This window comes from Streptomyces zinciresistens K42, assembly GCF_000225525.1.
Lineage (GTDB): Bacteria > Actinomycetota > Actinomycetes > Streptomycetales > Streptomycetaceae > Streptomyces > Streptomyces zinciresistens.
In genome coordinates this window covers 1-22,927 of sequence record NZ_AGBF01000044.1, presented here as the reverse complement: position 1 = coordinate 22,927, position 22,927 = coordinate 1, and the positions used below count along the sequence as shown (strand labels likewise).

Annotated in this window: 24 protein-coding genes and 1 pseudogene; 22 read left to right on the top strand and 3 right to left on the bottom strand. The window is 72.1% G+C overall.

Features of this window, described 5'->3' with window-relative positions; genetic code table 11:
• Positions 1 to 53: 53 nt before the first annotated feature.
• The 3 genes from SZN_RS15635 to SZN_RS39770 all read left to right on the top strand — a co-directional run bounded on the left by SZN_RS15635 (position 54) and on the right by SZN_RS39770 (position 1,350).
• Positions 54 to 413, top strand: coding sequence for a hypothetical protein (locus SZN_RS15635; protein WP_244313364.1), 360 nt, complete (start codon positions 54 to 56; stop codon positions 411 to 413).
• A gap of 363 nt (positions 414 to 776) precedes the next feature.
• On the top strand, positions 777 to 1,085 hold the full coding sequence (locus tag SZN_RS41940) for a hypothetical protein (protein WP_007496033.1): 309 nt from the start codon (positions 777 to 779) through the stop codon (positions 1,083 to 1,085).
• Positions 1,086 to 1,116: 31 nt separating this feature from the next.
• Complete coding sequence (locus SZN_RS39770; protein ID WP_086021391.1) at positions 1,117 to 1,350, top strand: hypothetical protein; 234 nt, start codon at positions 1,117 to 1,119, stop codon at positions 1,348 to 1,350.
• Between the two features lie 270 nt (positions 1,351 to 1,620).
• Here the strand turns inward: SZN_RS39770 and SZN_RS15625 are convergent, their stop codons facing one another.
• Together SZN_RS15625 and SZN_RS15620 are read right to left on the bottom strand one after the other, a co-directional pair.
• Positions 1,621 to 2,691: a CU044_5270 family protein gene (locus SZN_RS15625; protein ID WP_007496030.1), complete on the bottom strand. Its 1,071-nt coding sequence runs from the start codon at positions 2,689 to 2,691 to the stop codon at positions 1,621 to 1,623.
• Positions 2,688 to 3,371 carry an RNA polymerase sigma factor gene (locus SZN_RS15620; RefSeq protein ID WP_007496028.1) on the bottom strand — a complete coding sequence of 228 codons (684 nt, stop codon included), beginning with the start codon at positions 3,369 to 3,371 and terminating at the stop codon, positions 2,688 to 2,690. Before SZN_RS15620 ends, SZN_RS15625 begins: the two co-directional genes overlap by 4 nt.
• Before the next feature lie 424 nt (positions 3,372 to 3,795).
• On the opposite strand from SZN_RS15620, the gene SZN_RS15615 reads away from it, so the two are divergent.
• Positions 3,796 to 4,254 (top strand): hypothetical protein, encoded by a 459-nt coding sequence (locus SZN_RS15615; RefSeq protein ID WP_007496026.1) that lies wholly within the window; start codon positions 3,796 to 3,798, stop codon positions 4,252 to 4,254.
• Between the two features lie 215 nt (positions 4,255 to 4,469).
• Positions 4,470 to 4,614, top strand: a pseudogene (locus SZN_RS15610) (IS21-like element helper ATPase IstB); the annotation flags it as partial.
• Between the two features lie 2 nt (positions 4,615 to 4,616).
• Here the strand turns inward: SZN_RS15610 and SZN_RS15605 are convergent.
• Positions 4,617 to 5,402, bottom strand: a complete 786-nt coding sequence (locus tag SZN_RS15605) for a GNAT family N-acetyltransferase (RefSeq protein ID WP_007496022.1) — start codon at positions 5,400 to 5,402, stop codon at positions 4,617 to 4,619.
• A 527-nt stretch (positions 5,403 to 5,929) separates the two neighbouring features.
• Here SZN_RS15605 and SZN_RS15600 point away from each other — a divergent pair.
• From SZN_RS15600 to SZN_RS15520, 17 genes are all read left to right on the top strand, one after another.
• Positions 5,930 to 6,151 (top strand): hypothetical protein, encoded by a 222-nt coding sequence (locus SZN_RS15600; protein WP_007496021.1) that lies wholly within the window; start codon positions 5,930 to 5,932, stop codon positions 6,149 to 6,151.
• A 211-nt stretch (positions 6,152 to 6,362) separates the two neighbouring features.
• Positions 6,363 to 7,505, top strand: coding sequence for an AAA family ATPase (locus SZN_RS15595; protein ID WP_007496019.1), 1,143 nt, complete (start codon positions 6,363 to 6,365; stop codon positions 7,503 to 7,505).
• A complete protein-coding gene (locus SZN_RS15590; RefSeq protein ID WP_007496017.1) occupies positions 7,502 to 9,292 on the top strand; it encodes a hypothetical protein in 1,791 nt (596 codons plus the stop codon). Before SZN_RS15595 ends, SZN_RS15590 begins: the two co-directional genes overlap by 4 nt.
• 193 nt (positions 9,293 to 9,485) lie before the next feature.
• Positions 9,486 to 9,923 carry a hypothetical protein gene (locus tag SZN_RS38665; RefSeq protein ID WP_078508632.1) on the top strand — a complete coding sequence of 146 codons (438 nt, stop codon included), beginning with the start codon at positions 9,486 to 9,488 and terminating at the stop codon, positions 9,921 to 9,923.
• A 1,026-nt stretch (positions 9,924 to 10,949) separates the two neighbouring features.
• Complete coding sequence (locus tag SZN_RS15580) at positions 10,950 to 11,462, top strand: hypothetical protein (protein WP_208865809.1); 513 nt, start codon at positions 10,950 to 10,952, stop codon at positions 11,460 to 11,462.
• 21 nt (positions 11,463 to 11,483) lie between these two features.
• The gene (locus tag SZN_RS15575) at positions 11,484 to 12,239 is read left to right on the top strand and encodes a hypothetical protein (RefSeq protein ID WP_007496013.1); all 756 of its coding nucleotides are present in this window, start codon (positions 11,484 to 11,486) and stop codon (positions 12,237 to 12,239) included.
• Between the two features lie 340 nt (positions 12,240 to 12,579).
• Positions 12,580 to 12,966, top strand: a complete 387-nt coding sequence (locus SZN_RS15570; RefSeq protein ID WP_007496012.1) for a hypothetical protein — start codon at positions 12,580 to 12,582, stop codon at positions 12,964 to 12,966.
• On the top strand, positions 12,963 to 13,766 hold the full coding sequence (locus SZN_RS15565; protein WP_007496011.1) for an SPDY domain-containing protein: 804 nt from the start codon (positions 12,963 to 12,965) through the stop codon (positions 13,764 to 13,766). The genes SZN_RS15570 and SZN_RS15565 overlap by 4 nt, the downstream gene beginning before the upstream one ends.
• A gap of 25 nt (positions 13,767 to 13,791) precedes the next feature.
• The gene (locus SZN_RS41400) at positions 13,792 to 14,145 is read left to right on the top strand and encodes a hypothetical protein (RefSeq protein WP_007496010.1); all 354 of its coding nucleotides are present in this window, start codon (positions 13,792 to 13,794) and stop codon (positions 14,143 to 14,145) included.
• Positions 14,136 to 14,957, top strand: a complete 822-nt coding sequence (locus SZN_RS15555; protein WP_043730910.1) for an SPDY domain-containing protein — start codon at positions 14,136 to 14,138, stop codon at positions 14,955 to 14,957. Before SZN_RS41400 ends, SZN_RS15555 begins: the two co-directional genes overlap by 10 nt.
• A 598-nt stretch (positions 14,958 to 15,555) precedes the next feature.
• On the top strand, positions 15,556 to 16,341 hold the full coding sequence (locus tag SZN_RS15550) for an SPDY domain-containing protein (protein ID WP_007496008.1): 786 nt from the start codon (positions 15,556 to 15,558) through the stop codon (positions 16,339 to 16,341).
• 32 nt (positions 16,342 to 16,373) lie between these two features.
• Positions 16,374 to 18,161 (top strand): type IV secretory system conjugative DNA transfer family protein, encoded by a 1,788-nt coding sequence (locus SZN_RS15545; protein ID WP_007496007.1) that lies wholly within the window; start codon positions 16,374 to 16,376, stop codon positions 18,159 to 18,161.
• On the top strand, positions 18,158 to 18,673 hold the full coding sequence (locus tag SZN_RS15540; RefSeq protein ID WP_007496006.1) for an XF1762 family protein: 516 nt from the start codon (positions 18,158 to 18,160) through the stop codon (positions 18,671 to 18,673). The genes SZN_RS15545 and SZN_RS15540 overlap by 4 nt, the downstream gene beginning before the upstream one ends.
• A gap of 8 nt (positions 18,674 to 18,681) precedes the next feature.
• Entirely contained in the window at positions 18,682 to 19,209 is a 528-nt protein-coding gene (locus SZN_RS42575) for a hypothetical protein (RefSeq protein ID WP_007496005.1), read from the top strand.
• 139 nt (positions 19,210 to 19,348) lie between these two features.
• Entirely contained in the window at positions 19,349 to 20,272 is a 924-nt protein-coding gene (locus SZN_RS15530) for an adenine nucleotide alpha hydrolase family protein (protein ID WP_244313366.1), read from the top strand.
• Positions 20,269 to 21,540, top strand: coding sequence for a DNA cytosine methyltransferase (locus tag SZN_RS15525; protein ID WP_007496002.1), 1,272 nt, complete (start codon positions 20,269 to 20,271; stop codon positions 21,538 to 21,540). Before SZN_RS15530 ends, SZN_RS15525 begins: the two co-directional genes overlap by 4 nt.
• Positions 21,540 to 22,664 carry a DnaB-like helicase N-terminal domain-containing protein gene (locus tag SZN_RS15520; RefSeq protein ID WP_007496001.1) on the top strand — a complete coding sequence of 375 codons (1,125 nt, stop codon included), beginning with the start codon at positions 21,540 to 21,542 and terminating at the stop codon, positions 22,662 to 22,664. The genes SZN_RS15525 and SZN_RS15520 overlap by 1 nt, the downstream gene beginning before the upstream one ends.
• Positions 22,665 to 22,927: the final 263 nt, after the last annotated feature.

Genomic DNA, 22,927 nt, shown 5'->3' with positions numbered 1-22,927 from the left:
ACACCCAGCCCCCCGCTGTACCCGGTTCCGAGATGGTGCACCAAGTCCTTGGCATGACGCCGTCGGAGCTCAGGTTCCGTCACGAGGGCACCGAGCTGGTGATGGCCTTCCTCGTGACCAGAGCCGCACGTCACCTGGACGACATCCACCGTCAGTTCACCGATGCCGCCCAGCAGGCGGCCACCAGCCTGACGCGCGCCGTAGCCGGCACGACGCCGATCAACTCCCCGGGCGTGCTGCAGTACTCCGCCACGCAGATCGACATCCTCGCCGCACGTCGGGCTGATGCAGCCGACCGTCTCAGAGAAGCCCTCGCTGCCTACCGCCAGGTGACAGCGGACGAGCCCACCACCACCCCCAGCCCGCGTGCCAGGCCCACGCCGTCAGCAGCTGCTCGCCGTACTCGTCGGTGACCGAGACGCATACGGCTCGCCCCCGTCGAGGAGCGCCATCTGCCCTCGCCTTCCTCGACGCAGCCGGCTTCCACGTCCAGCAGGCCCGGACTCGAAGACTTCCCCGACACCAACGACCGCTCGAAGGACTACCTCATCCCCTCGCGTGACCCAGACTTCGACCTCTACGACAACGTCGGCCGTGACGCCGATCAGATCCATGCGGCCCGTTACAACCTCGCCACCCGCGGCGACCTGAAGCGGTGGGCACGACGCGACGCAGCGCGCTTCCGCACCGCGCACCCGCTGCCCGACCACTCCTGGCAGGCACCCGACCTCACCCCGTACCTGAACGCTCTCGCCGCGGCCCAGACCCCGGCGGAGATGGACTCGGTTACCGACCACTTCCTGGATGCCGCCGAACCCGCACTGCGCGCCCTGAGCGACTACCTCGTCGCGGCTGCCCGGTGGAAACAGGAGAACCGCGGCGCGGCCAAGGGGTCACCCTCGAACCTGCTGATGACAGCGGCCAGCCGGGCCCTGTCGGTCCTGGCCCTTGCCGACGAAGCCGGCGTGAACAGGCTGCGGTTCGCCTACGACCCGGCCCCTGAGACCTCGACCGGCCTCCCGCAGGGGACTACCGCAGGCCCGCCGCCCTCTCCCCCGTCGCCCGGTACCGCGCCGCGCCGGTAGCTCCCCGACCCACCCCACATCCGGAGTCCCCTTGACCCCACCCCCTCACGAGAATGCCGCCGAATGGGCCGAAGCCCGGCGCCGCCAGACCGAACACGACGACCTCATGGCACTGCTCGCCGACCGCGATGCCGAGATGGAGCACGACTTGAGCGTGGCCTGCGGCGCCTGCGAACTCGACTCGCACCAGGTGCCGGAGACCGACTTCACCCGCCGTCCGGCTCAGCGACACCGGTCGGCGTCCCGGAGGAGCCGTGGCCGCTGACGAGCCGAACCCCGTGGACGCCCGCACAACCCTTGCGCCGCTGCCCAATCACCGCAACGTGGGGGAACGATGGTGGCAGGAGCTGTGGCGTCGCCACACGCACATCACCACACCGCTACGTGCCCGTGGACTGCCCTGCGACATCGAGTGTCTGCGCAGCGGGGCTGCGACAGAGCACGCTGCCGGAGCGAGCCGTGCACGGCGAGTGCGGGTGGCGCCGCGCCGGGCCGCAGGGGGAGGCAACTCCGGCCCCCTGCGGCCCGGCGGGCCTCAGCTCGCGCGCTCGGGCGTCTGCTTGATGCCGTCCACGACGGCACGGCTGGTGACGGCGCTGATGTACAGGACGGTGCCGGTCTTGATCAGCCGGTCCTCGGCGTTCGGGTTCTGGCCCTCGGTGACCTGAACGGTCCGGGTGCCGAGGAAGTCGAGGGAGTTCTTCTCGAAGATCCACTCCTCGCGCTGGCCGCTGACCTTGTCCATCCGGGCAACCGCGATGCCCTGGCGTCCCTTGGCGTCGGTGGCGTTGTCCACCCGGACGACACCGGGGATCTTCGCCGCGGCCTTGTAGAGCGCGGCCTCCAGCCCGGCCGGCGGGACACTGTCGCCGAGCAGCTCCCCGATCCTGGAGAACGCGGCCTGGTCGGGGCTGTTGCCCTGGCCCTCGCTGTCCGCGTAGAGCTTCTTCAGCAGCGCGTCGGGGTCCTTGGGAAGTTTGGCGAGGCCGTCCCACGCCGCCGACATCTGCTCCGTGGAGTCGAGCGTCATGCCGTCCGCGGGGGTGTCGCCCGGCTCGGTCAGCCACCCCTTCCTGCCGTCGGGCGACAGCCAGACCTGGCGGCGGTGCGGCTTCTCACTGACCACGCTGCTCTTGTCGTCCTTCGTCCGGACGAAGGTGTCGGCGGTGACCGCGTCCACGTAGGTGAACTGTCCGGCCTGCGGCTGCTGCACCGGCTGCGCGGCGGCGGCCAGCGAGATGCGGTCCAGCAGATCGCCGGTGCCGGCCACGCTGGCGGTGCCGATGTCGGTGGTCAGCAGCGGCCCGGTGGCGACGCCGGAGCTGTCCCCGCCCTGCCCGGTCAGCGCTACACCTCCCGCGACCACCCCGGCCAGGGCGAACGCCGCGAGGGGCACCGCGACGGCCGGACGCCGGAACCAGCTGCGCTGCTCCCCGGGGCGGGCCGGTGTGCCGGGGACAGTGGTACGGGACTCGTCGTGAATCAGGGCCATGAGGCGCTCCTTGTGGAACTCGTGGCGGTCCACCGGCAGGTCCCGTTCGGCGGGCGGCAGCAGATCCTGGGTCTCACGCCACTCGGCGGGATGCGCCCATCGATCGGTGTTCATCGGTTTCCTTCCCGTGCGGACCGGACCGCGGCTGCGCGGTCTCCTCTTACCTGTCGGCCCGGCGCACCCGGTTCCCTCTTCCCCGAGGATTTCCTGGCGGCTCTTGGCGGCATCCTCCCGGTGCCCGCCCGCGCGGCGAGTTCGGCGTCGGCGAGTGACGCGAGCCGCCTGCGGGCGCGCGACAGCCGGGAGCGGACGGTTCCCACCGGGACGCCCAGGGCCGCCGCCGCGTCCGCGTACGCCAGGCCCTCCCACAGGCACAGCACCAGCACCTCGCGTTCGCGGCGCTTCAGGGAGGCCAGGGCACGCACAGTCGCAGCGAGGCGGTGGCGGTCGTCCACCTGACCGGCGACCCGGCCCCCGATGTCGGCCACCTCCAGCGCGCCCCGGTCGGCATCGGCCGCCGCCGCGGCAGCCGCCGCACGGTAACGCCGGTTGCTCCGCAGGTGATTGCGGGCCACGTTGGTGGCGACACCCAGCAGCCACGGACGCAGCGATCCCCCGTCCGCGTCCACCCTCTTGCGCATCCGCCACACCGCCAAGAAGGTCTCCGACATGACGTCCTCCGCAACCGACCAGTCGGCCGTCAGACGGAAGGCATGGTTGTAGACGGCACGGGCGCAGGCGTCGAAGAGTTCCTCGAAAGCCGCGGGGTCGCCGTCCCTGATCCGGGATCGCAATTCTGAGGTCACCTCCGTGACCTGTCCGGCACACTCACGACAGTTCCAGTGACCTGCATCACAGCACAACGTGCCCCGGTTAGCCGCACGCACCGATCGCACCAGATCTAGCGATCTGATGAGCGGTAGCGGCAGTTCCGGCCGGGGATCTGGTCGGCTGTTCCAGATCATTTGAACGGCCTGGCCTCGTAGACGACACCGATTAGGGTCCCATCGCCCCGTAGGAGCGACGGGCCCGAGCATGTCCAGCCGTCGAAAACTGATTCACCGACGGCGGACGCGTCCTGCGCCGGGCCCGCCTGAGCGCATCCCGCCCCCGCCCGGCGCTCCGCGTCGCCGCCCGCTCCCTCACTGCCGCGGTCCGCCCCGCCCCACGTGGCCACTGACCGCCACCACTCAACCACGTCAGGAGAAGCACGCCCCCTTGCAGCCCGGCACGCACTTCGCCTTCGGCACCCACCCCGAGCACGGCTTCGTCGCCTCCTCCACCGCCTTCCTGCCCACCCACCTCGCCCACCGGTTCCTTGAGCACGAGCAGTTCGAGCCCGTCCCCGACGAGCCGGGGCTCTACCGGCTCAGCGAGGCCGAGCGCGACGGAGCCCGCCGCACCCGTCAGGCCGTCCACGACCTGCGCAGCCACGGCTACACCGTGCACGCCGACATCCGCGTGGACCCCATGCAGTCCGCCGCAGCTGCGCGCCCGGAACGACCCAACGGCCTCCAAGAGCGCCGCACGCGTCTCGCCCAGGCCGCCGCCGGCCGGACCGCCCAGCGCGCCACCGCGCCCACCACCTCGCCGCCCTCAGCCCGGCCGATCCCGCCGAAGCCCACCTACGCACCGGCCGTCCACCTCACCGCAACAGGCACGGGGCGGTCCCGATGACACAGCCGGACAGCCCCACTGCGGACGGCCCCCGCCGGTGGCGAAGGACGTCGTGGAGAGCGCCCGCACCTTCCGGCTGCAGATGGCGGTCATCGATCACGAGTGCGAGGTCGCGCTCGACATGCCCCGCGACCGTTACGGCCGCACCGTCCACGCCGGCGCAGCAACCGCCGCACGAGACCGCCGCGGCACCGCGGCCGTCGAGGCGTACACCCAGCAAGACCTTCACCGACCCCCCCCCCTTGCGCGGCCATCGTGGACCGCCTCACCTTCAACGGCACCATCATCGAGACCGGCACCGACTCCTACCGCCTCGCCAGCACCCGCGCACGAGCCGAAGAGCCCGCCGAGGCCGGCTGAGCTCAGGGCGACCACACATACGGCGTCGTCGTGGTGACCGCGTGCAGTCCAAGGCGGCTGAGGATCGGGGCGCTGTCGGCTGAGGCGTCGACGTAGACGTAAGGGACATCACGGGCGGCAGCGAGTTGGGCTCGGTGGGCGACCATGGCCCGGTAGATGCCCTGTCCGCGCCAGTCCTTGAGCGTCGAGCCGCCCCAGAGACCGCCGAAGTCGACGCCGTCCTTGAACACCAGCCAGGCGGCGCAGACGACTTCGGTGCGTGCCTCGGCGACGAGGACGATGGTGTTCTCTGGGGCGCTCTCGATCCGGGCGGCCAGGTCGTCGGCGAGCCAACTCCAGTCCTCGCCCCAGACAGTGCTCTCCATGGCGGCGATGCGCTGGAGGTCTGATCTGGCGGTGACACGGCGGAGGGCCACACCGTCAGGCAGGACGGGGTCGGCAGCAAGGTGTGAGGACTGCCCGATGAGCACCGTCTCGCTGTCCTCGGCGACGAATCCAGCCGCCGTGAGTCGGGCGCTGAGGTCGGCGGGGAGATCATGGGCGCGAGTCTTCCATTCGACCGCCTCACCACGGGCAGCGTAAAAGTCACGCTGCCGCGCTATGAGTGTGTCGAGTTCGGCCCCGTACACACCTAGGTCGCGTGGGCCCGTGACGAAGCCACGGTGCCACCCGACGACACGGGTCAACGGGCCGTCCTTCTCGACGCGAGCGCTGCCGCCAGGCGGGGTGACACCACGGAGTTGGGCGTCATACGCGGTGCGGAGTTCGTTGATCAGAGTGTCCTTCACTCGAACACCGTACGGACCGGGTCAAGTGAATAATCGCCGGTCGCCACCGGAGATCAGAACAGGTACTGACCTCTGCCGCTACCTGCTTCGACGGCCAGCCGCCCTTCGAGCGGCTGGCCGTCGACACGTTCGCATCCGCGCAGCGCCGTCATTTCTCATCCACATTCCAAAGCCGGTGGATCACCGACTGCCTCCGGAAACCGTCGACAAACGCTGTCATTGGAGATCAACGAAGCCACCCGCCGCCAGCGCAGCCTTCACCCTTGTCCTCCTGCTCACCGCACGCCCACGTCTCACCCCGCCTCGGCAGCCGACCGGCATCCCCCGCCGGTCAGTAGCTGCGGGGCGGTGAGACCCGCCCTGGAGCATGTCGGCAGTCATCACCCATCGTTCGTGGTCCAGCCACGCCACGCACCGTTGATGTGCTGAAAGCTCCGGGCCCGCCTCGCCTCCGCCCAACACTCCACCGCTTTCCCGCGACCACCGATAGGAGATCCACCTTGCCCGAAGTACCAGCAGAGCCGTTCGTGACGATCCGGCACACCATCACCGGCGAGATCACCACCACCGGCTACAACGCCGCCGGGCGGCGGATCCTGCTCCAGGCCGGCTTCGAAGAGACACCGGGCTGCACCTGCCGAGCGGCGGAATCCGGTACGGAGCGGACACACGGGCCTGATCGGCAGCCGGCGAACTGCTCACCGCCGGCCACCCCGTGCACCTGCACCGAGCCCTCGGCCGGCCGGTGAGCGCCGACGGTACGCCCCGGTTGGCCCGGTCGCCGATGTCGGCACAGTCCGTGATCCGCTCCGAGAGCCGCCAGCCTCTCCACCGCATCGCAAACCCCACCCGCACCCGCACCCGCACCCGCACCCGCACCCGCTGAAGGATCCTCGTTTGACCACACCCGGACCGCCTACCAGCCCAACGCGCACCAAGGGCGGCGAACTACGGGCCAAGGTGGCCCGCCTGCTGGCCGACCGGCCGGCGGACCCGCTCACCATCGGGGACATGGCCAGGCATCTGGGCCACTCCCACGGCGCCGTCCGCAACGCCGCCCTCACCCTGGTGCGACGCGGCGAGGCCGACCAGAGCGGCACCGGGCAACCGGAGTTCCGCGCGAACGCGAAAACCGCCGCAGCCGCGCAGACCGCTGTGATCAGCCCACCGGGCACCCACGCTCCCCGCACCCAGGCAGCCACGGCCCGCACAACCACTCCCGCGGCAGCCACACCCCGCCAGACCGGCCCGATCCGCCGCGCGGGGGGCCAGCTCTACCACCCCCGGGAGCTGGCCGACCTGCCCGACGTCGAGGCGCTGAACCGTCTTCGCGACGCCGACGTGCCGGTGCTGCTCTACGGCCCTCCGGGCACCGGCAAGACCAGCTTGGTCGAGGCGGCGTTCCCGGACCTGCTCACCGTCGCCGGCGACGGCGACACCACGGTCGGCGACCTGATCGGCGAGTACACGCAGGCCGACAGCGGCGGCTACGTCTTCCAGTACGGGCCGCTGGTCACCGCGATGACCGAGGGCCGCGCCCTGCTGATCGACGATGCCACCCTGATCTCACCGAAGGTCCTGGCGGCGCTGTATCCCGCGATGGACGGGCGCAGGCAGATCCAGGTCAAGGCCCACAAGGGCGAGACCATCAAGGCCGAGCCGGGCTTCTACGTGGTGGCAGGCCACAACCCCGGCGTCCACGGCGCGGTGTTGACGGAGGCGCTCGCGTCCCGGTTCAGCGTGCAGATCCAGATCGGCACGGACTACGACCTCGCCCTGGCCCTGAGGATCGACGCCCGGGTGGTCCGGGTCGCCCGCCACCTCGCCCACCAGGTCGAACTGGGTGAGCTGGGCTGGGCCCCCCAACTGCGTGAACTGCTCAGCTACCAGAAGACCGAGGCCGTCCTCGGCACCAAGGCCGCACTGGCGAACCTGGTCGGCATCGCTCCCGTGGAGGATCGCGACGCCGTCGCCGACGCCGTCATCAAGGCCGTCGGCGTCAAGAAGATCGCGCCCCTCACCCTCGGCAAGCAGCTCCCCGCCTCAGCTGCCCGGCAGCCCCCGGGCAGCACCGGCTCCACTCTCCGGGGCCGCCCGCGATGAGCGCCCACCACCACGTCCAGTCCACGCCGGACGACAACGCCGACCTCGCGCGCTGGGACGACGACGGCGCCCCGCCCGCGCAACCCCGTTCCTCCCCGAACGCCTGGCTGCGCGTGGGAGCCGAACTCGGCGACCGGCTGGTCGCCCTCTCCGGCCGCCAGGACCTCCTCGTCACCTGCCGCCCCGGCACGCGCAGCGGCGCACCGGCCGCCTACTTCCCCGGCCTGGCGGAGATCGAGTTGGATGCTGCCCTGTTCGCCCCGCTGAAGCCCCACGAGATCCATCCGCGGACCGTGGGCGACGAGGAGCGGTATCCCGCCGCCTGGGGAGTGTTCGTCCACGAGGCCGCGCACGCGGCCCACTCCGTCTGGACGCAGCCTGACGGTGCGGACCCCCGTGTCGTCGAGGCCGCGCTCCTGCTGGAGGAGAGCCGTGTCGAAGGCGCACACCTGATCACGCGGCCCACGGACCGCACGTACCTGCGCACCAGTGCCCGCACCCTGGTCATGCCCGACATCGCCCACCCCACCCTCCAGGGCATCGAGCACGCCGCCGCCGTGGCGGCCCTGATCCTCGGCCGCCGAGACGTCGGCATCCTGGACGCCGGCGAGACCCGGGCCGTCGCCGATCTGTGCGCAAACGTGCTGGGCGCCAACCTGCTGGCCACCCTCACCCGCATCTGGACCGCAGCCCACCAGTGCGCCGACCACGACGCCACGACCATGCTCGCGCACGGTCGAGAATGGTGCGACGCCCTGGACGCTGCGGCCCCCGCCCTGCCCGTGCCGGAGAACCTCACCGACCTGCTGTCCGGCGCCGTGCGAGTGGTCATGGACAGCACGGCAGCCACCGACGCCGCCGACCTCGCGGCACAGACCGCAGCCGCCAACGCCATGACGTCACGGTCCACGGCGCAGGCTCAGGACCGCGCCCAGCGGGCCGGCCAGCGACGCAAAGCCGCCGCCACCGCCAAGAGCGTCTTCAACACCCGCGGCACCACCGTCAACCCCGACGGCACACCGGCGCCCTCCAGCAGCCCGGTCACCGGCACCCGCCGACCCACCGCCGCCGAGAAGAGCGCCGCCGCCCGCCTGAGCCGCGCCCTGCGCGCCGCCGCCTACCGCGAACGGACCGAGGAGAAGGCCACCAGCCCCACCCCGCCCGGCCGCCTCAACATGCGCGCCGCCCTCGCCCGCGACGCCCAGCGCGCCGCCGGATCGATACCGACCGCAGAGCCGTTCACCCAGACCCACCGCCGCACCTCACCCACCCCACCGCTGCGTGTGGGAATCGCCGTCGACGTCTCCGGCTCCATGCGCGCCGCCTGCGCGCCCGTCGCATCCGCCGCCTGGATCGTGGCCCGCGCAGCAGCCCTGACCGACCCCGACTCCCTGACCGCCACCGTCGCCTACGACCACCACCTGACCGCACTTACCCGCCCCGGTCACCGAGCACCAGAGCGCGTGACGACGTTCGCTGCCAACGGTGGCGCCCACAACCTCGGCGACGCCATCAACGCACTCGACCACGGCCTCGAACTCAGCCGCCTCGGCGCCGGACGCCTCCTCGTGATCGTCACCGACGCCCACTACGGCAGCGACGAAACCACTTCTGCCGTCACCCGCGTCAAGCAGCTCACGACCGCCGGCTGCGCCGTACTCCAACTCACCCTCACCGCGTCGTCCCGCCACTTGCCGGGGACCACCTTGCTGCACCTGCCCCGGCCCTCCAGCGCCCCCGCCGCCATCGCCAAGGCGGCCACAGACGCCATCCGCAGAACACGCTGAGACGACGACCAGCGCGACGCCGAGGGCTCTGACCTGCTCGAACTTCTAGAAGCAGCCGGCGAGGACGACCTCGGCACGGAGAACCCCTTCCGCTGAGGCCGGGGCAACATAGCCGGACAACGCCGGTTAGCCAAACCGGCGTTCCTGCGGACCATTGATCCTCCCGCCATTTCCCTGCGTGGAAGGACTCCGCTTGCTTCCCCCGCCCTGGACCCCGCCGCCCGCCCCGGTCCTCGCCCTCACGCCCGACCCGCTCACTCCCACCCGGGACATCACCCACGCCCACTTCCAGGCCGGCGAGACGGTCGTCGTGCTCAAGGGGGTTGCCGGCGGGGAGCTGTGGGGAGACGCGATGCGCATCGTCGCCCCGTCCTGGCACACCCCCACCGACGAAGACGGATGGCGGCTGCGCGACCCGACCGGCGGCGCCCAGACCTACACCACCGGCCACCCCCGCTACCTCGTGCACCTCTCGCGCCGCTGCCCCGACTGCCTGATCCACCTGCGGGCCATGGAGGACACCTTCCTGCGCCGCTTCGCCGACCGCGAGGAAGTGATCGACTGCGGCTGGTACACGACCACCGCCCTGGGCCAGCTCGTCCACCTCGCCGACGCGCGGGGCGGCCGGTGATCCCCCGCCTGCACGAGCGCACGCACCGCTCCCACGGCCCCCTCGAAGAGGCGCTGGGCCGGCCGGTCTCGCCCGACGAGGGCCTGACGGACCACACGGTCGTCGCCCACTGGCCCGGCCTGGACCACTTCACTCTGGACGACGAACAGAAGACGTGGACGGCCACCCAGTGGGCCGAGCACCTTGAAGACCCGTACCTGGAGCACCCGTTCGCCGCCAGCCCGGACGACGACCGGCAGGCGATCCTCCACGTGGACGTCCGCCTGCATCCGCAGGACCGGGACCTGACCGGCCCGGAGTGGGCGGAGGTCGCTCATCGACTCGCGCGGGCCGCCGGTATCGAGATCCCCGGCAAGGAGCGCGGCTGCCGATGGATCGCCGTCCAGGCGCAGCCCAGGCGCCTGGACCTGATCGCCAACCTGATCCACCTCGACGGCGCCTGGCACGCTCCACCCGCCGACAGCCTGCGCCGCCTCTCTGACCAGGCCCGCCGCATCGAGCAGGACCTGAACCTGATCCCCGTGCACACCGGCAGCAGCGCCATCCCGGCTGCGCCCACGGCATCGACCCAGCTCGCCCGCGTCCTCACCCAGCTCGCCGAGGAACAGGCCGGCCCTCTGGCCACGGTCCGCGGACTGATCGAGCACACGGCGCACCGTCTCGAACGCCAGCCGGGGCCCGCTGGCGGCGAAGCAGCACGCGGCCTGGAGCTGATCGCCCGCCGTCTGCACGCCGTCCAGCAGGACCTGGAGACCACCGCAGCACGCTTGGTCCAGCCCCGCACCGCCGGCACTTCCCCCGCTTGCCCGGCGCTCCGCCCACCGATCACCGTAGGAGAAGCCCCTCTGCCCTCGACCGACCGCTTCCTGGACATCCGGCGCGACCCGCACTCCGGCGAACTCCTCGCCCGCGGCGGCGACCTGGAGGCGCACAGCGTCCTGCAGCGCGGGCTTCGTCGCCGTCATCCGCCTCCACGAGACCTACCACCGCACCCCCACCGGCCTGAACCGGGACGACGAGACCCGCTTGGCCACCGGCGCCGTCGCCCGCCTGCGGGCACTCGGTTACCACGTCGACTGCGACAAGGACCTCGACACCGACGCCCGCCCTGCCAGTTACCCCACGCTCGGCTCCTCCGTCGCCCACGTCGCCGAGCGCATCCGCGAGGCCACCACCACCGACGAGGCGGCCGATGCGCTGACCGAGCTGACCGCCCCCGGCGACGGCATCCTCGCCGCCCTGCATGAGGTGCTGACCGCCGTCGCCGACTTCCACGACCACCTCGGCCGGCCGGCCGACTCCTACGTCGCCCGGCGCCTGCGCTACCTCGCCGAGGAGTACCTCCACCTCATCGGCACCGATCTCGCCCACACGCGCAACGCGCTCGCCGACCGGCACGCCCCGCGCCCCGGCCGCAGCACCTGCACCGGTGAAGTGCCGGCCGCCGAACGGGAGCGCTCCGCCGTGTGCGCCTGCCCGCCTCCGCCCCGTACGCTCCCGGCCCCGTCGCCCCCGCTGGCCGCCGCGATGCGCCGCTGACCTCCCACCCGCAAGGACACCATGCACGACCCCACCTCCGAGCGCCTCGCCTCCTACGCCGACGTCCTCGCCGGCGAACTCCCCGGCACCTGGACCAGCGCTCATCTCCCCGCCGAGGCCAAGGACGACCTCGCCGAGCTGGCCGAACGGATCTGGGACCTGGACCTGGTCGCCGCCTCCCTCGCCGAGCACGCGCTGACCGAGGCCGCCGTCCTCAGCCACCCGGACGGCGCGCAGTTCGCCGTCCTGGACCGGCACGACGGCCGCGACGGGTTCCTCATCGCCGCCCTCGCCCCGCCGGCCCTGCCCGACGAGGCGTACCGTGCGGTGGCCGAACCCAACGGCATCGCCCTGACCGACGACCCGTTCCTCAGCGCGGAACAGATCGCCGACGACCTGCTCGCCCGCTACGACCGCGCCCTCGCCCAGGCCCGCCACAACGCCCTGGCGTCCGTCCAGCCCTCCCAGCCCGACCGAGTCGTTCTGACCTGGCAGGTGGACGGCAGCATCGCCACTGCCCCCGCCGACGACCGCGCCGGAGCCATCCTCACCGCCCACGGCTTCGTCCAGGACCCGCCCAGCGGCATCTACCGCCTCACGGGCGACGACACCCAGGCCCAGGCCCGAGCCCTGCGCGCGATCGGGCCGCGTCTCGACGCGCTCGGCATCGGCACCGCTCTCCAGCACCCCGCGGGCCGCAGCGCACCCACCGCCGCGCCCGCTTCGCCACCGCCCGTTCCGGCCGGTGCCCGGTCGCAGGCCGTCCGTTCTCGGTGAGGGTCCGTCGCCCGGCCGCGAACCCGATCTCTTCGCAGGATTCGGCGGAACCGCCGACTCCGTAGGGGCTCAGGTGGTCCCGGCACCGCGCCGGGGCCACCCGGGTCTACCGCCCGGTGCCTGGAGCACCCCGTAGCACCCCGCACGCCCCCGCCCATCCGTGCCCGGCGCAAGCCGCGGCTGGCCACGGCCCTCTTCCGCCGCTATCTGCGCGCCTGCCTCCCGACCGGCCCCGGCCGCCCCTCCCTGCTGGCCGGCGCCCGGCCCGAGAACGTCCTCGCGGAGACCGAGCGCATCGGTTACCGCCACCACCACTGACCGTCCGCCCACCAGGAGGAGCATGTCCCACCCCGTCCCTCAGCCGGTGAAGCTCGCCGACGACATCACCCGCCAGCTCGGCCAGCTCGCCGACCACCTCTCCCAGCTCCCCGCGCCGCAGGCCGCTCAGGTCATCGCCCGCGTCCTGGACCCGGAGGCCGGGGTCCTCAGCCGCGTCACCCACCTCGTCATCACCGGAAGCCACTTCGCCAAGGGCGAGGCCGAACGCGGCGTCCTGCCCGCGGAGGTCTGGCTCGCGCTCGGCCGAGCCGCCAACGAACTGCACGACATCGGCCTGGACCTGGACGAGCACCAGGACCTCCTCAAGGACCTCGGCGCTCGGCCGGCCGCCACCGCGGCGGCGAAGCCTGTGGCCCCTGCGCCGCTCGTCGCCCGGCGACACCGGTGAGCAAGAAGCAATGGCAGGGCTGGGGACCGGGCGAGCGCGCGGAGCAGCACTACCTCGTCCAGCCCCGCGCCCTGGCCGGCGGAGGCGACGTCCGGCACATCTCGGAGTTCCTGCGCGCCTGCGGATGGCGGGAGAAGTCCAAGTCCGGCGGCCCGCTGCTCATGGAGAGCCCCAGCCGCGCGCTGCGCGTCGCCTACGACCCCTACGTCATCCCCGGTGGATGGACCATCCACGGCAAAGCCGACGCGCTCAACGGTGAGTGGTCCGCGCACCTGGGCCGCCAGACGCCGGTGGAGATCGTCGCGGGCCTGACCGACGCCCTCACCCGGCCCCGCTCCGCTCACGCGCCCAACGTCTGGGCGCCGCTGCAGGAGCAGCACTGGCAGACCCGCGCCGAGGGCGAGCACTACGTGGCCACCAGCCCGGACGGCAGCGCGAGCCTGCGCTACCAGCACGGTCCCGACGGTTCGGCGACGTGGTGGGCCGGAGCGAGAGACACGCAGCACAACGGCTGGACGGCCAGCTTCACGCCGAACACCCCGATGCAGCTGGTGCAAGCCTTCGCCACCGAACTCGCCAACCCCGAGCCCGTCATGCGCCCGCGCGGGCGCGTGCCGAGCAGCGCGCAGATCCGTACCTGGTCGGTCTCCGTCACGCCCTCCCAGCTCGGCGCCTGGCAGCAGGCCCGGATCACCGCCGCCCGCGCCGCCACCTGGGCCCGCAACAGCGTCCACAACGCCCGACCCCGCACCAAGACCCGCCCTCACGCCCCCGCCGGCGGCGCCCGCACCCGCCGCTGAACCCCCGCCGCCTTCAAGGAGCACGATGCCCGCCCCCACCCCGGACGCCCTGAACACCCTGACCGACACCCTCGCGGACCTCACCGAGTACCTGCGCGAGAACCCCGACCCCGCCGAGGCCCTCGCCCTCATCGAGCCGCTCCTCGACGAGTACACGGGCCTGCCCGTCCACTTCGCCGACACCCTGCGCGCCCTCGCCCGCACCATCCAGGAACACCAGACCGGCGTCGGCACGGCGCACGTCAGCCTCCTGGTCGCCGAACTGCGCACCGCCGCCTGGGAGCAGAGCGACCAGCACACCCTCCACTACGTCCTGGACGAACTGCGCGCGCTGCACAAGACGGCCGAGAGCGAGCCGGAGTGCGGACCGTGCCGCTGAGCGAACGGCAACTCGCCTCCTTCGCCGACAAGCACGCTGGGCAGATCCCCTTCGACACCGGCCCCCGCCACCTCGCCGGCCCCGGTGACGCCCGCCACGTCACCCACGGCCTGGCCGCTGCCGGATGGACCACGCTCTCCGACCCTCTCGACGCCGAGATCGTGATGCGCAGCCCCGATCACCGCTACCGCCTGCAGTTCGACCCGCAGTCCACCACGTCCGCCTGGTGGCGGCTGCGGGCCGAGAACAGCGACAACGGGCGCGGCTGGTACGCCGAGTTCGGCAAGCGTGTGCCGGCCGAGGTGCTCTCCGGCCTCACCGACGCCCTCGCCGCACCCGCCTCGCCGCCCCAGGACCCCTGGGAACCGGTGACCCGAGCGGGCTGGCGGCGCGACGAGGCCGGCGCGGCGCACTCGCCGGACTCCCTCTGCTACATCGAACGGCGCCCGATGAGCGAGTTTCACCACCTGCCGTCCTGGCACATCGAGGCCCGAGACGCCCGCGACGCGCAGTACCCCGGCCCGCGCATCTGGCACGCCTTCCTCGACGAGCACGTCCCCGACCGCCTCGCCGGCGCCTTCCTCACGGCGCTGACCGACCGGAGCCCGCTGCAGCGCGGCATGTTCGACCACACCGCCCACCACAGCGCCGTCAAGGAGCCGAGCCCGCTGAGCCCGCAGCAGGTCGTCGACGCCCACACCGCCCGCATGAAGGCAATCGGCGCCCAGGTCCGCGCCGCACGCCGCCGGCAGACCACCCCCGCGCCGCGCCTTCCGCACACCGCAGCCGTCCAGCCGACCGCCCACCGCTGAACCGGAAGGACCGCCTCATCCCCCGCACCCTGAACCACCGCCGCACCTCGCTGCGGCGCCTCAACCGCTACCTGCACAACAGCGACCGGATCCTGGCCTCGTGGGACGCCTATACAGAGTTCAACACCGACCTGGACGGCTGGCCCTTCGACGATGACGCCTACGGCCGCCGTGCCGCCGTCCGCGACTCCGACACCGCCGCGGCGTTCACCACCACCCGCGCCGGAGCCCGCCAACTCCTGGCCACCGCCCGCCTCCAGCTCCAGTACCTGCCCGCCCACCTCACGCGCAAGAGCTGGCCCGGACAGCTGACCATCCTGGAGCAGGCGCTGAACCGCCTCGACGCTCTGGACGCGCAGTGGCGCCAGACCGCGGCCCAGCTCCCCGAAGGCACCGGACCGGGGAGCGAGGCGTACGACGACGCGCTGGACGAGCACCACGCCGAGTGCTGGAGCTACCTGGACGACTGGGCCTGCCACGGCCGCGCCATCCTCGACATCCACACCGCCACCCGCCGAGCCGGCCCCCAGCCCAAGCGCCCGCACCTGCCGGTTCTCACGGCCCAGCACGCCGGCTACCGCGCGACGAGGCGGTGACCATGTCCTCCACCGCGGACACCGTCGAGGTCGATTTCATCACCCCGCGCCACCTCGCCGGCGGGGGCGACCCCGCCTGGATCACCGTCCCCCTACACCGCGCCAGCGGCTGGAGCCACGGCGATGACCCGCTGATGCCGCGCGTGCTGCTCTCCAGCCCCGACCAGAAGGCCCTCCTGCGCCTGGAGCCGGACCCCGACGGCCAGTGGTGGACCCTCCACCACACCGCCGAGCCCGGCTGGCCCGCCTGGTACGCCAGCTTCGGCGCCCGCACCCCCGTCGAACTCATCGCCGCTTTCACCGACGCCCTCACCGACCCAGCCCCGCCGGCAGCTGAGTCCCACGACCCGTTCGGACCGCTCCGGCACGTCGCTTGGAATCCCTCTGCCGCCGGCGCCGACGGCCTCGTCTCGTCCGACGGCACCGCCTACGTCCAGCGGCTGGGCAGCGCAGAAGAACCGGGCTCCTGGTTCGTCACCGCCACCCTCGCCCCGAACCGCCCGCCGGTGTGGCAGGCGCGCTTCGGCGCCCACACCCCGCCCCACCTCGTCACCGCGTTCACCGCCGCCCTCGCCGACCCGGAACCCGTGTACCGCACCGCCGGCGAGCAGAGGCTGCCGACCCTCAACCCCAACATCGTCACCCGCAAGTACGTCGACGTGCCCGCGGTCTACCTCGCCGCCGCGCTGGAGGACCGCGTCCGCTCCCTCGCCGCCCGGCCCGTCGGCACGCCGCCGGCCCCCATCCCCGCACGGCACTCGCCGCCGCAGCGCGGTCACAGCCGCTAGCCCTCCCGCCCCCGCCCGGAAGCACCCAGCCCTTGCCACCCTCCTCCACCAGCAACACCGACGGGTACGACCTCGCCCTGCGCCTCCTGCTCGGCCTGGCGGCCCTCGCCATCCCACTCGCCCACCTCGCCTGGCTGTGCGGCAACCTCACCGCCACCCTCACGGGGGCCGCCTGGGCGCCCTACCAGCCCACGGCCGCCCTGCTCCACCCCGAGCAGGTCTGGCCCACCATGGGAGAAACGTCCCTGCTGGTCGGCGCCCGCATCGTGCCCGTCGTCCTGTTCCTGGCCCTCACTGCCGTGGTCGGCCTCCTGTGGGCCCGGCACAAGAGCTCGGCCGGCGGCCGGAAGAAGATCACCGACATGGCCAAGGCCCGGGACATCGAGCCCCTGATGTCCAGAGCCATCACCGACAAGGCCCGCTCCCTGCGACCGAGCCTGAAGAACGCCAAGCACATCCAGGCCAAGGACACCGGCATCCTCCTGGGCAACCTGCAGGGCACCCGGCACGAGGTCCGGATGGGGTTCGAGGACGTCGCCGTCGCGATCATGGCACCCCGCTCGGGCAAGACCACCTCCCTCGCGATCCCCTCCATGCTCAACGCACCCGGCCCAGTCCTGCTGACGTCGAACAAGGCCGCCGGCGATGCCTTCACCACCGCCTACGAAGCGCGAGCCCAGGCCGGGGCGGTGTGGACCATGGACCCGCAGCAGATCGCGCACGCCGCCCGCGAGATGTGGTGGAACCCCCTCGCCTCCGCGAAGACCCTGGACGGCGCGAACCGGCTCGCCGGCCACTTCCTCGCCGCGTCCGTGGACGCCTCCCAGCAGGGCGACTTCTGGTCCAAGGCCGGCAGCAACATCCTCTCCCAGCTCCTGCTGGCCGCAGCGCTCGACGAGCGCCCGATCACCGACATCATGGCCTGGCTCGCCTTCCCCGCCGACCGCACCCCGCTGGACATCCTGCGCGACCACGGCTTCACCGCCGTCGCCGCCCAGCTCAAGGGCACCGTGGAGGGCCCGCCCGAGACCCGCGACGGCATCTACGAGACCGCCCGCCAGTACGCCGCAGCCCTCCTGAACGCGGAGATCGCCGCCTGGGTGACGCCGCAGAAGGACATCCCGGAGTTCCGGCCGGAGCAGTTCGTCACCTCCACCGACACCCTCTTCCTGCTGAGCAAGGACGGCGGAGGCGGCGCCTCGGCGCTGATCGCCGCGTGCGCGGACTCGGTGATGCGGGCCGCGACCGCTCAGGCCGAACGCGCCGGCGGGCGCCTGGACCCGCCCATGCTGGCGATCCTGGACGAGGCCGCCAACGTGTGCAAGATCAGCGACCTGCCCGACCTGTACTCCCACCTCGGCAGCCGCGGAATCATCCCCATCACGATCCTGCAGTCCTACCGCCAGGGCCAGAAAGTCTGGGGGGACGCGGGCATGGACGCCATGTGGTCCGCCTCGACCGTCAAGGTCATCGGCTCCGGCATCGACGACCCGGACTTCGCCGACAAGCTCTCCCGCCTGATCGGCGACCACGACGTGCAGACCACGTCCACCTCGCACTCGGAATCCGGCAAGAGCACGTCGGTCTCGATGCGGCAGGAGCGGATCCTGCCCGCCGACGCGATCCGCGCCCTGCCCAAGGGCACCGCTCTCTGCTTCGCCACCGGCATGCGCGCCGCCATGCTCGATCTACGGCCGTGGTACCGGGAGCCCGGGGCGAGGGAACTGTCCGCCGCGTCCGACCGCGCGTCGCAGGCGATCACGGCCCGCGCGGTAGCGAAGCACATGCCCACGCAGTCCGATTTCGGGACAGCCGCGTGAGCAGCACTCTCCTGCACCTGGTGCCGGTCCGCTCGCGCCAGGCGAAGGAGTTCGTACGGACCTGGCACCGTCACCACCCGCCGCCCGCCGGGCAGATCTTCTCCGTCGGCGCCGCCGACAAGGACGGCGTCCTCCGCGCGGTCGCGATCGTCGGCCGGCCCGTAGCCCGCCATCTCGACGACGGCGTCACCTTGGAAGTCACCCGGACGGCCAGCGACGGCACACGCAACGCGAACTCGCTGCTCTACGGGGCATCGTGGCGCGCAGCGAAGGCTCTCGGATACCGGCGTCTGATCACGTTCACGCAGGAAGGCGAGAGCGGCGCCTCCCTGCGTGGTGCGGGCTGGCACCTGATCGCCCGCCGTCCCCCACGAGCCGGATGGCACACCGTTTCCCGTCCCCGGACCGGCCACGGCAATGACCACGTCGCACGCTTCCTGTGGCAGGCCCCCGACCCGACGCCGACCGTCCCCTGCAACGCTCCCGCAGCGCAACTGACCGGACCGGAGTAGCCCCGCACATGGTCGACTTGACCGAGCACACCCGTCTACTCGGCGAGGTTTCCCGCACTCTGAGGGAGCTGTCCGCCGAGGCGAGACGTATCCGGGAGGGCGAGATCGCCAAGCCGGTCCGCGAGATCGCTCCCCTCAGTCTGCGGGTGCACGAGCTGGCCGCGCAGTGCACCCGGCAGGTCCACGACCTGTCGGTCAGCCGGTATCCGACGACGGAGGGCGGCGCCGAATCCCTGGCCCACCTTGCGGGGGCCTGCGCGCAGATCTCGCTGGCCGCCACCCTGTGCAACCTCGCCATTCATCACCGCACCGAGATCTACCTCGACGAGGACGCCGACCCCACGCCCGCAACGAGCGCCGATCAACTTGGTCGCGCTGAGCGCGAACTGCAACGCGCCGCCACCACCTATCGCGCCGTTGCCCAGCAGTTGTCCCGCCGTCTCGCTTCCTTCACGACGCGCCCGGAGTTCCTGCACCGCAGTCCAACCCTGTGCAACGCGACGCCGCCGTCCCCCGCAGCCCGGCGCCGGACCTGACAGCACCCCGAGCCGGACGAGCGCGGGACCACACGTCTGGAGATGCCCACGACGCTGCGCGCCCACTCCCGTCCGCGCCACTAAGCGGTCGACAGGACCACAGCGCACGCCGCACCTCCCTCTACCCCAGGACAAGCCCATTTCAGATCAGCCCCAGTTCCGCGCCCTTTCCCTCGGCGCGGGAGTCCAATCCAGCACCCTCCTTGCCCTGTCAGCCGAAGGTGTCCTCCCCAAGGTCGACTACGCAATATTCGCCGACACCGGATGGGAGCCCCGAGCGGTTTATGCCCACCTTGACCGACTGGAAAGGGAGGTAGCCGCCCCTGCGGACATACCGATACTTCGCGTGTCGGCCGGAAATATCCGCAGCGATGCCCTAAATCCCGATCACCGGTTTGCCTCCATGCCGCTGCATATCCTAAATCAGGACGGGCGACCTGGGATGACGCGGCGGCAGTGTACCGGCGAATATAAGGTGAAGCCGATAAAGCAGAAGGTGCGCGAACTGCTCGGCTACCCCTACCCGAGCCGCATACCGAAGGGAGTTTTCGCCGAGCAGTGGGTCGGCATATCCACGGACGAATTCCATCGCGCGAAGGACGCGGATGTCAAGTACATGCGCAACCGGCACCCGCTACTGGACATGTCGTGGAGCAGGTCCGACTGCGTGCGCTATCTGACGTCGTTTGGGCTCGCTGATACGCCGAAGTCGAGCTGCCTGGGGTGCCCGTTCCACGGCAATGCGCAGTGGCGGCATATTCGAGATACCTCCCCGTCCGAGTGGGCGGACGTTGTCGAATTCGACGCGGCCATCCGGCAGGGCAATGCTCGCGCCAATGCGTCGGGCAGCCGATTGCTCGGCGAGGCGTTCCTGCACCGCTCGCGCGTGCCGCTGAGCCAGGCGCCGATCGACCACGTCACCGCCGCCGAGCGGGCTGCCCTGCAGCTCAGCGTGGAAGAGGCCGAGGTCCTGGAGAGCGGTGTCGAGGACGGCTGCTCGCCCTGGGCGTGCCGCGGTGATGCCGAGGCGCTGACGCAGGACGGTTTCGGGCTGGCCACGTGATCCTCGACCTCTTCGCGGGGCCGGGCGGGTGGAGCAGGGCCCTGCAGGTCCTCGGCGTGCGCGACGTCGGGCTGGAATGGGACCAGTGGGCGTGCAACACCCGTGCGGCTGCTGGGCAGTTGACCATCCGGTGCGATGTGGCGAGGTATCCGGTCTGGCCGTTCGTCGGCCGTACCCGCGGGGTGATCGCCTCGCCGCCGTGCCAGGCGTGGAGCATGGCCGGCAAGCGCCTCGGGCTGCTCGACCAGCCGCTGGTGCACGCGGCGGTCGCCGATCTGGCCATCGGCCGCGACACCCGCGAACGCCTGTTGGCCGCCTGCCGCGACGAGCGCTCCCTGCTCGCCGCCGAGCCCATGCGCTACCTCTACGCCCTGAACGCGGCGGGCGAGCCGGACTGGGTCGCCATGGAGGAAGTCCCGGACGTCCTGCCCCTGTGGAAGCAGTACGCCGCCGTCCTGCGTGGGTGGGGGTTCTCCGTCTGGTACGGGATCCTCAACGCCGCCGACTTCGGGATTCCCCAGACCAGGAAGCGGGCGATCCTCCTCGCCTCCCGTGTCCGGCCGGCACAGCCGCCCACACCTACGCACGCCCAACTCGCCGAACCGGATTCGCTGTTCGGTCCGGGCCGTGCCCGCTGGGTCAGCATGGCCGAAGCCTTGGGCTGGGGAGCTACCGACCGCCCCGTCCCCACCGTCTGCGCGGGCGGCGGGCCCGGCGGAGGGCCCGAGCCGTTCCCGTCGGGCTCCCGCAAGACGCTCTCCGACGCTCGCGAGCGCGGCACCTGGATGCCCCGGCCGGCCGGGGTGGTCCTGCAGTCCCGGCGCGAAGGCGCGGGGTGGGCGGCCCGGCACGGCACCCGCGAGAACCGTGCCGCCGACGCTCCGGCACCGACCTTCACTGCCGAAGCCCACCGCTGGTCCTGGTCCCTGCGCAGCAACAACCAGGCCAACGCCACCGTCCGGCCCCTGTCCGAGCCGGCCGGCACCCTGTTCTTCGGACACCGCGCGAACGAGTGCACCTGGGTCGCCGAGCCCGCCTCGCCGCCGACCGAGGACGCCTCCGCGTCGACTGTTCCCGAGCCGATCCGGATCACCGCCCGCGAGGCCGGCCTCCTGCAGACCTTCCCGGCCGACTACCCCTGGGCCGGCAACAAGGGCCAGCAGTTCTCCCAGATCGGCAACGCCGTTCCCCCACTGCTCGCCGGCCACCTCCTCGCCCCGCACCTCGGCGTCACCCTCGACCCCGACGACTTCACCCTCGCCGCCTGATGCCCCACACCCCCACTCCCGAACCCGACGAAGACGACCTCGGCGCCGTCCCACCGCCCCAGCCGGTGTTCTACGTCGAGCAGGCACTCCTGGGGGCCCTCCTCCTCGACCCGCACCGCTTGGACGACGTGAGCGGCATCGCCGCCGACTCGTTCTCCACCGCCGCGCACGCCGCCCTGTACACCGCAATCAGCACCCTGCCGCGCCCCGACCCCGCCGACCACGCGAAGAACACCACGTGGCTCGACCGCGTGCTCACCACCAGCCGAGAGCAGGCGCGCGGGCTGAACGCCCCCTACCTGCACACACTCGTCCAGGTCTGCCCCTGGCCCAGCCACGCCCCCGCCTACGCCCGCATGGTCGAGGCCGAGCACGCCCGCCGCCGCCTGCTGACGGCAGCCGAACACCTCATCCACACCGTCCACGACGCCAGCCTCCCGCTCCCCGCCCAAACAGTGCTCGCCGAGGCCGACGCACTCGCCGCGGTCGTGGACGACATCGCAAACCGCTTTCCCCCGCGCTCCGGCGTCCTCCCCCGCACCCCGGCACCGTCCCCCGATCTCGCCCCGGACCACACCGAGGCGGCCGAGGAGGAGCAACTGCTCCTCGCCACCGCCACCGCCCGCCCCGCCGACATCGACGCCATCCGGTGGCTGTTCCCCGACGACCTCACCCTGCCGCTGCACGCTGGCCTGTGGCAGTGCCTGACCACCCTCGCCCGCCGCAACGAGCCCATCGACCCCGTCACCGTCCTGTGGGAAGCCCAGCAGCGCGGCCTGCTGGACAACGGCCGTGAACCAGGCGAAGTCCTGCGCATGCTGGCCGAACCGGCCGGATCCGTCGAGCACTGGGCCGAACGCGCCCTGCAACGCTCCCTCCTGGCCACAGCCGAACACACCGGACGACGCATCGAGGCGTACGCCGGCGACCCGGCGAACACCCCTTTCCAGCTCGTCGTCGGCGCCCGCCGCGCCCTCGCCGACATCGCCGCCGTCCGCACCCGCTGGCAGCACGCCACCGGAGGCACCCCGCCACAGCAGCGGCGACCGGCGCCTGCTATCCGCGCCGGCCCGCCGACCACCACGGCCGCCCACGCCGCCCGATCCACACGAGCAACCCGATAACCCCCCGAGTACGCCGGTGGCCGGACCCGAAGGCCCGGCCACCGGCAGAACAGATGAGACCCCCACATGACTCCCGCCATCGACGCCCATGTCCGCCTCGACACCCACCCCACGCACCCGAGCGCCGTGCAGGCCCACCTGACCGGCACCCAGACCCACGTCGCCTCCACGGCTCTAGGGCGTGTGTGGAGTTGTGATCTCGTGGGCCCCCGGCTCGAGAGGCGGGAGGGTCGGGGGTCTTGGGGTAGAACGGTGGGGTGTCT

Coding starts and splice junctions, on each gene's coding strand:
- SZN_RS15590 (WP_007496017.1), top strand. CDS start 7,502: ATGAGCGCCCACCACCACGTCCAGTCCACGCCGGACGACAACGCCGAC.
- SZN_RS41400 (WP_007496010.1), top strand. CDS start 13,792: ATGCCCGCCCCCACCCCGGACGCCCTGAACACCCTGACCGACACCCTC.
- SZN_RS15575 (WP_007496013.1), top strand. CDS start 11,484: ATGCACGACCCCACCTCCGAGCGCCTCGCCTCCTACGCCGACGTCCTC.
- SZN_RS41940 (WP_007496033.1), top strand. CDS start 777: ATGGACTCGGTTACCGACCACTTCCTGGATGCCGCCGAACCCGCACTG.
- SZN_RS15550 (WP_007496008.1), top strand. CDS start 15,556: ATGTCCTCCACCGCGGACACCGTCGAGGTCGATTTCATCACCCCGCGC.
- SZN_RS15520 (WP_007496001.1), top strand. CDS start 21,540: ATGCCCCACACCCCCACTCCCGAACCCGACGAAGACGACCTCGGCGCC.
- SZN_RS15635 (WP_244313364.1), top strand. CDS start 54: ATGACGCCGTCGGAGCTCAGGTTCCGTCACGAGGGCACCGAGCTGGTG.
- SZN_RS15625 (WP_007496030.1), bottom strand. CDS start 2,691: ATGAACACCGATCGATGGGCGCATCCCGCCGAGTGGCGTGAGACCCAG.
- SZN_RS42575 (WP_007496005.1), top strand. CDS start 18,682: ATGGTCGACTTGACCGAGCACACCCGTCTACTCGGCGAGGTTTCCCGC.
- SZN_RS15570 (WP_007496012.1), top strand. CDS start 12,580: ATGTCCCACCCCGTCCCTCAGCCGGTGAAGCTCGCCGACGACATCACC.